Here is a 15,085-nt window from a genome sequence, read left to right as displayed (position 1 = left end):
CGCCGGTTATTTTTTTTGCATCAGGTTTTAATAGAGCGTTTTTGCTGACTTAACCGAGGCCGGGCACGCACCCGGATAGATAAACACTGAAAACACGCGTAAGCGTGAGATTGAGGATTACAAAGATGGGGATGTTTTACACTCTGCCAGCTAACGCTGGTACGCGTTTTCGTGATGACTACGGCGCCGCGTCAACCGCTAACCTTTCTCCCTGTCGCTTAATGCGCAGTTGCCCTGTGACCCAGCCCAGCCAGGTTGTTGCACATGGGGGACTGAAGCATGTCGCTTAATACCTCCGCCGCACCGCAGCGTGCGCAACTCAAAAAAACACTCACGTTACTTCCGGTCGTCATGATGGGCTTAGCCTACATGCAGCCTATGACCCTGTTCGATACCTTTGGCATCGTTTCCGGGCTGACCGACGGTCACGTCGCCACCGCTTATGCTTTTGCGCTGGTTGCGATTCTGTTTACTGCTGTAAGTTACGGTAAGCTGGTACGCCGCTTCCCCTCTGCGGGCTCCGCTTATACCTACGCTCAGAAGGCAATCAGTCCGCACGTCGGCTTTATGGTCGGCTGGTCATCTCTGCTGGACTACCTGTTCATGCCGATGATCAACATCCTGCTGGCTAAAAACTATTTCGAATCGCTGGTGCCGGGCATTCCGTCGTGGATTTTTGTTGTGCTGCTGGTTGGGTTTATGACGCTCTCTAACCTCAAGGGCATCAAAACTGTTGCGAACTTCAACAGCGTGATTGTGGTGCTGCAGGTGGTTGTCATGGTCGGGATCACTGCGATGGTGATCTACGGTGTGGCCAGCGGCGTCGGTTCCGGTACGCTGGTAAGCAGCCGTCCGTTCTGGTCTGAGAATGCCCATGTGGTGCCGATGATTACCGGTGCGACCATACTCTGCTTCTCGTTCCTCGGCTTTGATGGCATCAGTTCGCTGTCGGAAGAGACCAAAGATGCAGAACGCACGATTCCTCGCGCTATTTTCCTGACTGCGCTGATTGGTGGTGTGATCTTTATCGCTGCGTCTTACTTCCTGCAGCTTTACTTCCCGGACATCACCCGCTTCCAGCACCCGGACTCCTCACAGCCTGAAATCATGCTGTTTGTCGCCGGTAAAGCGTTGCAGGTTGGCATCCTGATCTTCTCGGTGGTCACGGTGCTGGCATCCGGTATGGCAGCGCACGCTGGCGTATCGCGTCTGATGTATGTAATGGGCCGTGATGGCGTGTTCCCGGAGCGTTTCTTCGGTTACATCCATCCAAAATGGCGTACCCCGTCGCTCAACGTGCTGCTGGTCGGTGCGATTGCGCTGATGGCGATTAACTTTGATCTGGTTACGGCTACCGCGCTGATTAACTTTGGTGCGCTGGTGGCGTTTACCTTCGTTAACCTGTCGGTGATCGCGCAGTTCTGGGTCCGTGAGAAGCGTAACCGCACGCTGAAAGATCACGTTCAGTATCTGCTGCTGCCGCTGCTGGGTGCACTGACGGTGGGTGCGCTGTGGGTAAACCTGGAAGAGAGTTCTATGGAGCTGGGCCTGATCTGGGCCGCCATCGGGATTATCTACCTGGCCTTTGTGACCCGCAGCTTCCGTAATCCGGTGCCGCAGTTCAGCGAAGAAGTCTAATCGCGCTAACGTTGCCGCCTTTCCGATCTTGCGGGAAGGCGGCAACGGTTTAACTGGCCAGCACCAGCTCCCAGTTACCCGTATTTAACAACTCCCGCCCTGCATCGCTCAGTTTTTTATCGGTTATAACGACATCAAACTTCTCCAGCGGTAATGCCAGAAACGTCGCAATCCTGTTGTACTTTGAACTGTCACTCAGCAGCACCCGCTTACTGCTCACCTCACTCACCGCCTGTTTCACCATCACTTTATCTTCATCCGGCGTAAACAAGCCGCGCGGCCCCCAGCAGGAGGCGGAAATAAAGGCAATATCGATAGCCAGATGACGCAGGCTTCGTGCCGCCGACTCGCCGACACAGGAGCGGTTCTCCCGGCATACGGTGCCGCCGGTATGAATAACCCGGCACTGACTCGCTTCCATCAGCAGATTCGCCACCATAAAATCATTGGTCACCACCAGCACATCATCCCGATCCACCAGCTCTCGTGCCAGCGCTAGTGTCGTGGTGCCGGCATCCAGATAGATGCAGCTGTTACGCGGAATGTGCCGGGCCGCGGTGCGGCCGATAGCGCACTTTTCATCGTTGTAGAGGGCGCTTTTCGTCAGATGTGAGGGTTCAGCCGCCAGCCGATCGGCCGATCGCACGCCGCCAGAAACGGACAGCACCGCACCTTGTTCCTCCAGTTTCTGCACATCACGACGTATGGTCATGTGTGACACACCCAGCCGCTCAGTGAGTTCTGCAATACTGACCACGCCACGATCGGCGACCAGCGCCAGAATCTGTTGATGACGTTCAACCGGAATCATATCTGCTCCCTGATAATTATCATTTTTTCACACTATAAAGTATCTGCCGCTTATCCAGAACAAAAAATAACAGCATGCACCCCATGATACCGTGCTTAAACGCCGTTTAATGGCCTGATTGCGGACAAGTATGCCATGTTAAAAATTGTTCCTGTTCACAAGTGTGATGTTTTTTTGTGAGGGGCGACACATTTTTACCGGGAGTAAGCTGGCAGGATTAACAGTAACAAACAAATAATCACTTAATTTAACAGTGGAGGCGTAACGTGCCAGCTGAAAATATCTGTGTTATCGGGTTAGGTTCTATGGGCATGGGTGCCGCGAAATCCTGTCTGCGTGCCGGTTTAAACACCTGGGGTGTCGATTTAAACCCCGCTGCGCTGGAGAGTTTACGTCAGGCCGGCGCACGTGATGCGCAGCCATCCGCCTCTGCCTTTGCAGACCAACTTGATGCCGTCTTGCTGCTGGTGGTGAACGCGCAGCAGGTAAACGCCATTCTGTTCGGTGAAGCGGGCCTGGCTGCAAAACTGCGTCCCGGCACCGCAGTCATGGTTTCATCCACGCTCTCCGCGCACGATGCGCAGCAGATTGAACAGCGGCTGGCCGAACACCAGTTGCTGATGCTGGATGCCCCGGTTTCCGGCGGTGCCGCCAAAGCGGCCAGCGGTGAAATGACCGTAATGGCCTCAGGCAGCGACGCAGCCTTTGCGTACCTGCAGCCGGTGCTGGATGCTGTCGCGGCCAAAGTGTACCGCGTGGGCAGTGAAATCGGCCTTGGGTCTACCGTCAAAATTATCCATCAGCTGCTGGCGGGTGTTCATATCGCCGTGGGTGCAGAAGCGATGGCGCTGGCGGCGCGGGCCGGTATCCCGCTGGACACCATGTATGAAGTCGTCACCAATGCGGCGGGCAATTCGTGGATGTTCGAGAACCGTATGAAGCATGTAGTAGACGGGGATTACAGCCCGAAATCAGCCGTCGATATCTTTGTGAAAGATCTTAACCTGGTCGCCGATACTGCCAAATCGCTGCACTTCCCGCTGCCGCTGGCCTCAACCGCCCTCAACATGTTCACCGAAGCCAGCAACGCGGGATATGGCCGCGAAGATGACAGCGCGGTAATTAAAATCTTCAGCGGCATCACGCTGCCACAGGCCGGGGAGAAAAACTGATGCGTCTTGGGGTCATAGCGGACGATTTCACCGGTGCAACGGACATCGCCAGTTTTCTGGTGCAGAACGGCCTGAGCACTATTCAGTTCAACGGCATTCCCGCCAGCGAAGAAATCACCGGGGCGCAGGCGATAGTGGTCAGCCTGAAAAGCCGCTCTTGTCCGGCAGAGCAGGCGGTTGCCCAGTCGCTGGCGGCGCTGGCCTGGCTGCAGCAACAGGGCTGCGAGCGCTTCTACTTCAAATATTGCTCTACTTTCGACAGCACAGCGCAGGGCAATATCGGTCCGGTGACCGATGCGCTGCTGAACGCACTGGGTGAAACGCAGACGGTCATCTGTCCGGCGCTGCCTGTCAATGGCCGCACTGTCTACCAGGGCTATCTGTTTGTCGGTGATCAGCTGCTGTCAGATTCCGGGATGCGTCATCATCCGGTCACACCGATGCACGACAGCAACCTGCTGCGTCTGATGACGTCGCAGGCGTCGGGAAAAGCCGGGCTGATCGCAGCGGCGAAGGTCGAACAGGGCGCAGAGTCAGTGCGTCAGGCGCTGGGCCAGCTGGCGGCGCAGGGGATCAACTACGTCGTGACCGATGCTCTGCATCAGGATCATCTTGTGACGCTGGGCGCGGCACTAAGCGATATGCGGCTGGTCACCGGCGGTTCGGGGCTGGCTATCGGTCTGGCACGGCAGTGGGCGACGGCTGAGACCGACGCTGAGGCGGAGCAGGCTGGTCGTCCGCAGGGCGATCGCGCCGTGGTGCTTTCCGGCTCCTGCTCGCAGATGACCATCCGGCAGGTTGCCGCGTATCGCCAGCTGGCACCGGCCTGCGAAGTTGAGATTGAACACTGCCTGGAAGATGCTGAAGGGTATGCCCGACAGCTGTGCGACTGGGTAGAAGCACATCGCCATCAGGCGCTGGCACCGCTGCTGTTTGCCACTGCGGACGCGCAACAGTTGCAGGTCATTCAGCAGCGCTATGGTGCGCAGCGCAGCAGTGAAGCCGTTGAGCAGCTGTTCGCCGCCGTCACCCGTGAGCTGAAGCAGCGCGGCTGGCAGCGCTTTATCGTAGCGGGCGGTGAAACCTCCGGTGTGGTTGCGCAGAGCCTGGGCGTAACGGCCTTTCACATCGGCCCGACCATTTCACCTGGCGTACCCTGGGTTCGCGATATCCATCAGCCGCTCTCACTGGCCCTGAAATCAGGCAATTTTGGCGATGAAGACTTTTTCCGCCGCGCGCAAACGGAGTTTACTTATGTCTGAATCTTTCTCTTTCGCGGAGCAGCAGGCGCGTGACGAGATGGTGCGTCTTGGCGCGTCGTTCTTTCAGCGTGGCTATGCCACCGGCTCCGCAGGTAACCTCTCTATGTTGCTGGCCGATGGCAATCTGCTGGCGACACCCACCGGTTCCTGCCTCGGGGAATTACAGGGTGATCGGCTGTCAAAAGTCACGCCTGAGGGGGAATGGCTCTCCGGTGATAAACCCTCCAAGGAAATCGCGTTTCATCGCGCGCTCTACCTGAATAATCCCGACTGCAGGGCAGTGGTGCATCTGCATAGCCACTACCTCACAGCGCTGTCGTGTTTACAGGGTCTGGACAAGAAAAACTGCATTCGCCCGTTTACGCCTTATGTCGTGATGCGCGTGGGTGATGTGCCGGTCGTGCCTTACTACAAGCCGGGCGATGAACGACTGGCCGAGGATCTGGCAACGCTGGCTCCGCGCTACCGTGCCTTTCTGCTGGCGAATCACGGTCCGGTGGTGGTGGGCAAGTCACTACAGGAAGCGGCAGACAACACCGAAGAGCTGGAAGAGACTGCCCGGCTGATCTTTACCCTGGGCGACCGCCCGATTCGTTATCTCAATGATGGCGAAGTGGCGGAATTAAGGAGACGATAATGCCGAAGTTTGCTGCTAACCTCTCGACGCAGTTTACAGAATACCCCTTTGCTGAACGCTTCGCGGCAGCAGCTGAAGCCGGTTTTACTGCGGTGGAATTTCTGTTTCCTTATGACTATCCCGCCGCGCAGATAAAACAGTGGCTTGATGATAATCATCTGGAGCTGGTGCTGTTCAACACGGCTCCCGGCAACATTGCGGCGGGTGAGTGGGGCGTCTCTGCCATTCCCGGACGGGAAGCGGAAGCTAAGGCGGATATCGATCGCGCCCTGAGTTATGCGATTGCGCTGAACTGCCCGCAGGTTCATATCATGGCCGCGACGGTGCCGCCTGGTGCCGACCGCCAGCGCTACGTCGAGACTTTTATCAGCAACATGCGTTATGCGGCTGAGTGCTTTGCGCCGCACGGCATCACCCTGCTGATAGAAGCACTTAACCCGACAACCAAACCCAACTATCTCTACGCCAGCCAGTATCAGACGCTGGAGATGGCTGAACAGATCGACCGGCCTAATGTGTTTACTCAGCTTGACCTGTTCCATGCGCAGCGCGTTGACGGCAACCTCAGCCATCTGATTCGCCACTATGCCGGACGCTATCGTCACGTACAGATTGCGTCGGCACCGGATCGCCATGAGCCGGATGAGGGTGAAATTAATTATCCGTACCTCTTCGCGCTGCTGGATGAGGTTGGCTATACCGGCTGGATCGGCTGCGAGTATATCCCGCGCGGAAAAACTACTGAGGGGCTTGGCTGGTTTAAAACCTGGAAGATAAGAACCTGATTTAACGTGCTTTAAAACCGGTGTTTCGGCACCGGTAGGGAGAGGCTTGCCTTTTTTCTGGCCCTGTACCTGCTATTTCTGTACGCCGATAACCCAAAAAATATAACAATTTCTGAGGTTTACTATGTCCACCGCACTGCTGTTAGCCATAGCGACCGCCAGCATCGTGATCCTGCTGCTGCTGGTCATCAAAGCCAAAGTTCATCCGTTTGTCGCCCTGTTAATTGTCAGTCTGCTGGTGGCTATCGCGACCGGCATTCCGGCTGAAAAAATCATGGAGACGATTATCACCGGGATGGGTGGACTGCTCGGTCATATCACCATCATTATCGTTTTGGGTGCCATGCTTGGGGCGATTATTGAAGCCTCGGGCGGTGCTGAATCGCTGGCGCAACGCTTCAGTAAAACGCTGGGGCTAAAGCGAACCGTCGCGGCCCTGACCATGGCGGCCTTTATCCTGGGCATTCCGGTGTTTTTCGAAGTGGGCTTTATTATCGTCATCCCGCTGATTTATGGCTTCACTAAGGTGGCACGCGTCTCACCTTTGAAATTTGGTCTGCCGATGGCGGGTGTGATGCTGACAGTGCACGTGGCGCTGCCGACCCATCCGGGAGCAGCCGCTGCGGCGGGCATCCTGCACACCGATATGGGTTGGCTGATGATGCTGGGTATTGCGATTTCAGTGCCGGTCGGCATCATCGGCTACTACGTGGCGAAGGTCATGAACCGTCGCCATTACCATCTGTCGGTGGAGGTGCTGGAACAGTTGCAGATGGCGAAGCCGGAGGGACAGGAAAAGAAAAATGAGCCAGCTCCACCCGGCGCGCTGACCATCAGCGGTCTGATTGTGGTTCCGATCGTGTTAATTGTGCTGGGAACGCTGTCCCACACACTCCTGACAGAAGGGAGCCTGCTGCGAAATGTGATGACCGTGATTGGCACGCCGCCGATTGCCCTGCTGATTGCTTTAGGTCTGGCGGCGTGGCTGCTGGGCGTGCGACGGGGCTGGAGCAAAGACAAGCTGGAAGATCTGACCGGTCGGGCCATTCCCACCTCAGCCAGCGTGATTCTGGTGGCCGGTGCGGGTGGGGCATTCGGTAAAGTGCTGGTGGAGTCGGGCGTGGGTAAAGCGCTTGCGGTCACGCTTGAAACGCTGCATCTGCCGCTGGTCCCGGCTGCGTTTATCCTGTCGCTGGCACTGCGTGCATCACAGGGTTCAGCCACGGTGGCCATCCTGACCACCAGCGGTTTGCTGACGCAGGCGGTAACTGGCGTGACGGATATGCAGCGGGTACTGGTCACCCTCGCAGCCTGTTTTGGCGGCCTGGGACTGTCGCATGTCAACGATGCGGGATTCTGGGTGGTGACACGTTATCTTGGATTATCCGTCGCCGATGGTTTACGCACCTGGACCGTGCTGACGACAATAATGGGATTAAGCGGTTTTGCACTGACCTGGCTGGCGTGGACCGTACTCTGATTCAGCAATATCAGACACTCAGACCCGGCAGGTGATGCCGGGTCTGAGTGTCTCAGTACGTCAGGAAACCAGCTCCTGCGCATAGAGATAGAGCGCTTTCAGCTGCCCAACCTTTTCTGCATCCGCTTCATGCAGATTGGCCAGTCCCTCCAGCTCCTGCATAAACGCCGACACGCGCTCAGCATTCAGCACTTCACGGCGATGCTGCAACCAGCGTTGCTGCTCGGCATCATCCAGCGTGCCGGGGAAGTTACGCGCCCGGTAGCGGAACAGCAGTTTTGCCACCCGTGCACTTTCAAAGCTCAGGTCGAGCGCGGGCAGATTCGCGGGCGCGGTCTGACGAATGATATTCATCCCGGCGCGGTCGGCATCACTGAAGAAGCCATCATAAAGTTGCGTGTCTACATCGTCTGACGGCGTAAACGGCTCCGCTTCCGCAAACAGCGTGACCAGCTTTTCCCGCACGTCGGGCTGCTGACGCAGCAGTGCCAGATTCGCCAGACAGTGCTGACGGTCAATGCCCAGACGGGCCGCATCTTCCGGACGCAGCGTACTGGCAGGGGCCAGCACCGGACATTTGTTAATATGCACCAGTTTTACCGGCACCGGCGGCAGATCGCCAAGGTCGTTTTTCGGCGTAAAAAGACGCTCACGAAGCGTGTCAACATCCAGTTGCAACAACGGCGACATGTCACCCGCCAGATCCACGACGATCAGCGCATTGCGGTTATCGGGATGCCAGGCCAGCGGCACGATCCAGCTGGTGTTGCCGCGCGCGGCACCGAACATACCGGAGACATGGACCAGCGGCTTCATCTGCGGGATGTCGATCAGGTTCATCAGCTTGTTTTTGTTTCGATGAGTAAACAAAAACTCAAACAGTTTTGGCTGCTTCTCTTTTACCAGCTTCGCCATCGCCAGCGTGGCGTACACATCAGACATCGCATCATGGGCATTTTCATGGGCTACGCCATTGGCTTTGGTCAGATGCTCCAGCCGGAAGCTGGGGAAGCCTTCTTCATTCTCCGGCCAGATGATCCCGTCAGGGCGCAATGCGTAACAGGCACGCATCACGTCCAGGAGGTCCCACCGTGAGTTGCCATTTTGCCAGGCCCAGCCATAAGGGTCATAGAAGTTGCGATAGAAGATATTGCGTGTCACTTCATCATCGAAACGCACGTTGTTGTAGCCCACCACACAGGTTTGTTCGGTGGTGAACAGCGTATGAATACGCTCGGCAAACTCTGCTTCGATCATGCCGCGACTCATCGCTATCTGCGGGGTAATGCCGGTAATCATCACGGCTTCGGGCTGTGGCAGATAGTCATCAGGCGGACGGCAGTAGAACACGTCGGGCTCGCCAACCGGATTAAACTCGCTGTCGGTGCGCAGGCCGGCAAACTGGGCGGGCCGGTCGCGAGAGGGGCTGGTGCCGAAGGTTTCATAATCGTGGAAGAGGAAAGTAGGCTGTACGCGGTCGTTATTCAAATTTCATATCCGTTCATTGCGTTCACTGACTTTATAAACAGAAAGCGAGAAAACGGCTCTCTGTTCGCTCTGAATTTGTCTGCGCACAGCAGGCTGAATGATGTTCGTTGTGTCTGATGTGCGCTGATTGTGGTTCAGCCGTGTCGTGCCATTATAGTGGCCCAATACAGCCGATGGGGCTTTACCTGTATGGTAAACCATAATCCGGCACGCCAGAAGTTAAGGGTTTAACCCGCTACATTGCTTTTTAGCTGCACCGCAGCAAGAACCGCAGCGTCAGACGAATAAGACCCTGTTGGTGTCGTTTGTCACGCTCCCAGACCGGACGCTGTTTCGCCTGTTCTTACTGCGTCATGCCCGGCGCTCGCGGTGCAGGTCGCCCTATGAAATCTGCTCTTTACCTGTGGGATGACGCGGATCACTGGCGGTAATCCGACACCTGGCAGGTCAAACCCCGTCATCAGTTCATACTTTTTTTCAATTTATTCAAACCTTCACAACGCTTTTAACGTAAAACGTGCGGCTGTTTCCGTTTCGTTTTAGAAATTTTCTCTCCCGTGTAATTAAGGATGAAGTGTTGAAAAGGCGTCTGCTGTTCACCGTTACCGCTACTCTATTTTGGGCCTCGCTGGCACAGGCTGATGCGATCCCCTTTCCTGTGACGCCTCCGGCGATTGATGCCGCTTCCTGGGTGCTGATGGATGCCACCACCGGGCAGGTCCTGACGGCGGGTAATCCCGATGAACGCCGCAACCCCGCCAGCCTGACTAAGCTGATGACCGGTTACGTGGTGGATCGCGCTATCGACCAGAAAAAAATCAGCCGCGACGATATGGTCACGGTCGGAAAAGATGCCTGGGGAGCGGGTAATCCGGTGTTTAAAGGCTCATCGCTGATGTTCCTGAAGCCAGGCGATAAACTGAGCGTCCGGGACTTAAGCCGTGGCGTCATCATCGATTCCGGTAACGACGCCTGCGTTGCGCTGGCGGATTACGTGGCGGGCAGCGAAGCAAACTTTGTCGGCATGATGAACCACTATGTCGAAAAACTGGGTCTGCAGAATACCCATTTTGAAACAGTGCATGGACTGGATGCACCCGGTCAGTTCTCCAGTGCGCTTGATATGGCAAAACTGTCACGCGCCATTATTGATGGTGAGCCGGACTTTTATGCCATGTACAGTGAGAAAACCCTGACCTGGAACGGCATCACTCAGAACAACCGTAATGGCCTGCTGTGGGACAATAATCTTCACGTTGATGGACTGAAAACCGGTCACACTGAGACGGCAGGCTTTAACATTATTGCCTCGAATGTGGTGGGCAAGCATCGCCTCATCGCCGTTGTGATGGGGGGTAAAAGTTCAAAAGGCCGTGAAGAGCAGGCGCGTAAATTGCTGGTCTGGGGCCAGAACACCTTTGATACTGTTCAGCTGTTCCACGCCGGTAAGAAGATTGGCACTGAAAATGTCTGGTACGGTAATCCTCATCAGGTCGATGTCGGAACCGCAGATGATGTGTATCTGTCGCTGCCGCGCAGTGAAGTGCAGAACGTGAAAGCGAAGTACGTCATTAATCGCAAAGATCTGGAAGCCCCGCTGAAAGCCAATGAAGTGGTGGGTGAAATTCAGGTGATCGATAAAGATCAGCAGATTGCTCACTATCCGCTGGTGGCGCTCAGTGCGGTTGAACCGGCCGGTGTCATTACCCGCGTGACGGATTATCTGAAGCAGAAGTTCTGATTAGCCGATTGTCAGCACTTAAACGGGTAGCCTGCGGGCTGCCCGTTTTCACATTGATGCCCTGTGACTGCGTGTCGATAAAAGTTACAGAGCCGTAGCCAGTTGTTTTTAACTTCCGGGCAGGTATGTGAGACGGATGTTGATAATTGTAAGCGAACGTCAAAACTGTTTGAAATATCCCGCCTGCGCTAAGCCTGAGCCGCGTTCAGGGTTAAGATAGCCACATTATGTTCCCGCAACCGGAAAGCCACCTTGCGTCCTGATAAGCCCATATCAAAACTGGAGTTCTGGTTTTATCGCCATTACCGCTCCGTTCACGGCGTGCGCATTGCCATCGCCTTTTTGCTCTGCTTCATCTTTGTCCGGGCAACCGGGATACCTGAAGGCACCTGGCCGCTGATTACGCTGGTGGTGGTGATGGGACCGATCTCCACCTGGGGAAATGTCTTTCCGCGCGCGCTGCAGCGTATCAGCGGCACGGTGGCGGGCTCCATCTCCGGTCTGATTGCTCTGAAGCTGGAACTGATCTCGATGCCGGTGATGCTGGCCTGGTGCGGTGTCATCATGGTGATCAGCGGCTATCTGACGCTGGGCAAACATCCCTACATGGCGCTGTTGATCGGAATTACGCTGAGTGTGGTGGTGGGTGCGCCAACCGGCGATTTCACCATGGCATTGTGGCGGGGCGGTGATGTGATTCTGGGATCGCTGATGGCGCTGCTGTTTACCGCGATCTGGGCGCAGCGGGCCTACATCCACTGGCGTATTCAGCTCTCTGACGCGCTGGCGGAAATGGCGAAGATCTATCACGCCGGTTTTTCGCCCAACCTGGTTGAAAAGCCGCGTCTCAACAAGCCGCTGAGCAAATTGCTGAGCAGCGTCATTAAGATGCGAGCGCTGCTGGAGCCGTCGAGCAAAGAGACGCGCATCCCGAAGTCGGTGCTTGAAGCCATTCAGACCATTAACCGTAATATGGTTAACACCATTGAGATGCAGATTAATGCCTGGTGGGCATCGCGTGAAAGCCATCTGATTATGCTTAACGCACCCGCACTTCGCCGCACCCAGCAGATGACCGAGAACACGCTGCGGGCGCTGTCGGTGATGGCGATTGAGGGGGAAACGGAAGATGTGATTGCCAACAGCCATGAGCTGACTGAAATCAGCGGCGAACTGCGACGGCTGATCGCCGACGCGGGCAGCGATGGTCTGGAAGAGACGCCCATCTACGGCTACGTCTGGCTGACGCTGGAACTGGCGAAACAGCTGGAGCGGATGACCGATCTGATGCGAATGGCGCTGCGCAAATAATCACCTCAGACAATGACTTAATGTGAAACCGGGTTTCTTTGCGCTAAGATAAGAGCCAGTCTGAATTTAGCTGTGAAAATTGCTTACCTGGCGGGCTAGCCGCTAAGCTGATCGTTTTGACTCTCTCCCTGCGTCAGCAGGCTCAAAGAAAGGTGCCATCATGGAAAATGCCAAGCAGTCATTTCAGGACGTACTGGAGTTCGTGCGTATGTTCCGCCGCAAAAACAAACTGCAGCGTGAAATCGTCGACAACGAGAAGAAAATTCGCGACAACCAGAAGCGCGTTCTGCTGCTCGACAACCTGAGCGAATATATCAAACCGGGCATGAGCGTTGAGGCTATTCAGGAAATCATCGCCAGCATGCGTGTGGATTATGAAGATCGCGTCGATGAGTACATCATCAAAAACGCCGACCTGTCGAAAGAGCGTCGCGAGCTGTCTAAAAAGATCAAAGCGATGGGCGTGGGCGAACACCCAAAAGCGTAAGGGCCTATAGCTGAGCGCTAATGCGACTGAGCTCCCATGCGAACCCGCTTCCACTCTGGTGGAGCGGGTTTTTTATTGCCCGCATAACCGCAGATTTATTTACCCGCCAGCCTTCGCGCAATCCCCTGTAGCTGCTGTGACAGCGCCACTAAATCGACCTGATTATCTGCGGGCGGGGCGGTGGTCTCGCGGATCACCAGCGTAGTTTCCAGCGCGATGTGTGAAGCTTCTTCACCCTGAAGCCGCGCCAGCATCCGCTCGACGCTCTGTGCGCCAAGAAAGTGTAAATCCTGCCGCACCGTGGTCAGCGGCGGCTGATACCATGCGCTCTCGGCGGTATCATCATAACCAATCACTGATATCTCACCGGGAATCGCCACGCCATACTGATGCAGCGCCCGCATCGCACCCAGCGCCATCTGATCGTTTGCGACCAGCAGCGCCTGTGGCAGATCGTCGGGCAACTGCGCCAGCAGCGCCTGGTAGCCGGACTGTGCGCTCCAGTCGCCCCGCAGGGAACAGTGCGGCGTTAACTGATGATCGGCCAGCGCCTGACGCCATGCGTTTTCACGCTGACGGGCGGACACCGAGCGCAGCGGTCCATTTAGCAGGCCAATCTGACGGTGACCCAGCGCCACGAGATGTTCAACGGCAGCGCGCGCGCCAGACTCATTCGGGTACTGACACTGCGCCACCGCGGCCCTGGGTTCAACATCCAGAAAGATTACCGGTTTACTGCCACACAGCAACTGGATCTGCTGCGCCTCGTCCGCCTCCAGCGGCAGATTGATCAGCAGCCCATCGACCCGCTGTGCCAGCAGTTCATTCACGGTGGCGGCCGCATCGTTACCGCTGTCCATCGCGATCACCAGATGATATCCCGCCCTCGCAGCACGCTGCTGAATCGCCGAGGCGATCTGCGCCGGTGCCATCAGCGCCAGATCGCTGGTAGCCAGACCGAGCGTGCGCGTCGCTTTGCCCGCCAGCTGCTGCGCCACGCGATTAGGCACATAATTGAGCTGCTGCATTGCCGCCTCAACCCTTTGCCGCGTGCGGGCTGACACCTGTTCAGAACGATTTAAAACACGTGAAACGGTTTGATATGAGACGCCAGCCAGTTGAGCGACATCATCGAGGGTCACGGAGCGGGAAGTCATTGAACTCTCCAAAATATGAAGCGATGAGTGTAGCAAATTTTCCTGCTGCGCTGCTGCTGCTGACCACACTTTCACCGCCACACTGCCGGGGCCATTCCCGCACCCGGTCAGCGTAGTCGGCCCTGGTTAACGCTGTTGCAGATAGACCTGCAGATTCACATCCACTGCGTTCAACAGCGGCGTCGCGAGGCCATTTCGTTTCGCCCGCAGCAGCAGATCGCCTATCACCTGATCCGCTTCGATATCAGAGCCCTGGGTGAGATCGCGATACATAGAGGAGGTCATGGGCGTCGCCGGATTGTTCAGCAGCTCAAAAATGCGGGCGGTGACCGCCGGGCGCGGCTGATAGCCTTCGGCAGTGATGACGGACAGAATCTCAGTGAAAACCCCCTGTAACAGCGCTTCACCGCCGCGCGAGGTGAGAATTTGCTGAGTATTGCCGCGTGCCAGGCAGCAGACCGCGCCCAGCGTGCTCAGCAGCAGCCACTTTTCCCACAGTTCATCCATGATGTTGTCACTGAACAGGGTATCAACCCGACAGTCGCGCAGTGCGGCATCAACCCGCTGCAGCCGCGCGTCGTTGTTACCGTCCAGCGCACCGTATAAGAGCTGATGCAGCGGCGTCATCTGGATCACTTCACCCTGGTCACCCAGCGTGGCATTGATTTTACACAGGCCGCCAATCACCTTATCTTCGCCGAAACGCTGTTGTAGTGTTGCGATGTGCCGCATTCCGTTGAGAATCGGCATGATCAGGGTTGCCGGGCCGACCGCAGGCGCAATGTCATCCATGACCTGATCAAGGGCAAAGCTCTTCACCGTCACGATAATCAGGTCATAGTGGCTTTTCAGCGTGCTGGCCTGGATTAGCTGCGGCTGAAACTTTTCAGTGCCCTGCGGCGTCTGTAATACCAGACCGTGGGTCTGAAGCTGCTGATAACGCCGTTCACGTACCAGAAACGTGACATCCTGACCTGCCTGAATCAGTCGTGCGCCAAAATACCCACCGGTCGCCCCGGCACCTGCCATCAGAATACGCATCCCACTCTCCCTTTCTGAAAACCTCTACCTTAGAACGCCGCAGCCGGGCTTACCAGTCTTAGCAAGGTCAGAGCG

At 56.3% G+C, this 15,085-nt stretch carries 13 protein-coding genes; 9 read left to right on the top strand and 4 right to left on the bottom strand.

Translation table 11 applies throughout. The features are described 5' to 3' along the window. Positions 1-279: 279 nt before the first annotated feature. Positions 280-1,638, top strand: coding sequence for an APC family permease (locus tag H7K52_RS00875; RefSeq protein WP_008926051.1), 1,359 nt, complete (start codon positions 280-282; stop codon positions 1,636-1,638). Between the two features lie 49 nt (positions 1,639-1,687). Here the strand turns inward: H7K52_RS00875 and ygbI are convergent, their stop codons facing one another. Then, the gene (gene ygbI / locus H7K52_RS00870; RefSeq protein ID WP_182629524.1) at positions 1,688-2,449 is read right to left on the bottom strand and encodes a DNA-binding transcriptional repressor YgbI; all 762 of its coding nucleotides are present in this window, start codon (positions 2,447-2,449) and stop codon (positions 1,688-1,690) included. 266 nt (positions 2,450-2,715) lie between these two features. Between ygbI and ltnD the strand changes: the two genes are divergently transcribed. The 5 genes from ltnD (at position 2,716) to H7K52_RS00845 (ending at position 7,785) form a co-directional block, all read left to right on the top strand. Then, a complete protein-coding gene (gene ltnD, locus H7K52_RS00865; RefSeq protein ID WP_039659849.1) occupies positions 2,716-3,621 on the top strand; it encodes an L-threonate dehydrogenase in 906 nt (301 codons plus the stop codon). After that, positions 3,621-4,883, top strand: coding sequence for a 3-oxo-tetronate kinase (gene otnK / locus H7K52_RS00860; protein ID WP_008926048.1), 1,263 nt, complete (start codon positions 3,621-3,623; stop codon positions 4,881-4,883). Before ltnD ends, otnK begins: the two co-directional genes overlap by 1 nt. After that, entirely contained in the window at positions 4,876-5,520 is a 645-nt protein-coding gene (otnC, locus tag H7K52_RS00855) for a 3-oxo-tetronate 4-phosphate decarboxylase (RefSeq protein WP_105098999.1), read from the top strand. Before otnK ends, otnC begins: the two co-directional genes overlap by 8 nt. Continuing rightward, positions 5,520-6,305: an HPr family phosphocarrier protein gene (locus H7K52_RS00850; protein ID WP_004571335.1), complete on the top strand. Its 786-nt coding sequence runs from the start codon at positions 5,520-5,522 to the stop codon at positions 6,303-6,305. The genes otnC and H7K52_RS00850 overlap by 1 nt, the downstream gene beginning before the upstream one ends. A 124-nt stretch (positions 6,306-6,429) precedes the next feature. Beyond that, the gene (locus tag H7K52_RS00845) at positions 6,430-7,785 is read left to right on the top strand and encodes a GntP family transporter (RefSeq protein ID WP_004571336.1); all 1,356 of its coding nucleotides are present in this window, start codon (positions 6,430-6,432) and stop codon (positions 7,783-7,785) included. A 60-nt stretch (positions 7,786-7,845) separates the two neighbouring features. Here H7K52_RS00845 and sbcB read toward each other — a convergent pair whose 3' ends face one another. Beyond that, the gene (gene sbcB / locus H7K52_RS00840; protein WP_004571337.1) at positions 7,846-9,273 is read right to left on the bottom strand and encodes an exodeoxyribonuclease I; all 1,428 of its coding nucleotides are present in this window, start codon (positions 9,271-9,273) and stop codon (positions 7,846-7,848) included. Between the two features lie 577 nt (positions 9,274-9,850). Here sbcB and dacD point away from each other — a divergent pair. The 3 genes from dacD to tmaR all read left to right on the top strand — a co-directional run bounded on the left by dacD (position 9,851) and on the right by tmaR (position 12,812). Beyond that, positions 9,851-11,014, top strand: a complete 1,164-nt coding sequence (gene dacD / locus H7K52_RS00835) for a serine-type D-Ala-D-Ala carboxypeptidase DacD (protein WP_181162198.1) — start codon at positions 9,851-9,853, stop codon at positions 11,012-11,014. Between the two features lie 252 nt (positions 11,015-11,266). Continuing rightward, on the top strand, positions 11,267-12,325 hold the full coding sequence (locus H7K52_RS00830; protein WP_154926614.1) for an FUSC family protein: 1,059 nt from the start codon (positions 11,267-11,269) through the stop codon (positions 12,323-12,325). A 160-nt stretch (positions 12,326-12,485) separates the two neighbouring features. Then, positions 12,486-12,812 (top strand): PTS system regulator TmaR, encoded by a 327-nt coding sequence (gene tmaR / locus H7K52_RS00825; RefSeq protein WP_004571340.1) that lies wholly within the window; start codon positions 12,486-12,488, stop codon positions 12,810-12,812. A 95-nt stretch (positions 12,813-12,907) separates the two neighbouring features. On the opposite strand, the gene H7K52_RS00820 is transcribed toward tmaR, so the two are convergent. Both H7K52_RS00820 and H7K52_RS00815 read right to left on the bottom strand, forming a co-directional pair. Beyond that, the gene (locus H7K52_RS00820; RefSeq protein WP_154926613.1) at positions 12,908-13,969 is read right to left on the bottom strand and encodes a LacI family DNA-binding transcriptional regulator; all 1,062 of its coding nucleotides are present in this window, start codon (positions 13,967-13,969) and stop codon (positions 12,908-12,910) included. Positions 13,970-14,095: 126 nt separating this feature from the next. Next, complete coding sequence (locus tag H7K52_RS00815) at positions 14,096-15,010, bottom strand: ketopantoate reductase family protein (protein WP_004571343.1); 915 nt, start codon at positions 15,008-15,010, stop codon at positions 14,096-14,098. Between the last annotated feature and the right edge of the window lie 75 nt (positions 15,011-15,085).

The organism is Pantoea hericii (genome assembly GCF_014155795.1).
GTDB lineage: Bacteria > Pseudomonadota > Gammaproteobacteria > Enterobacterales > Enterobacteriaceae > Pantoea > Pantoea eucalypti.
Note: the sequence above shows the minus strand (reverse complement) of the source record. Positions and strands in the feature narration are given on the sequence as shown.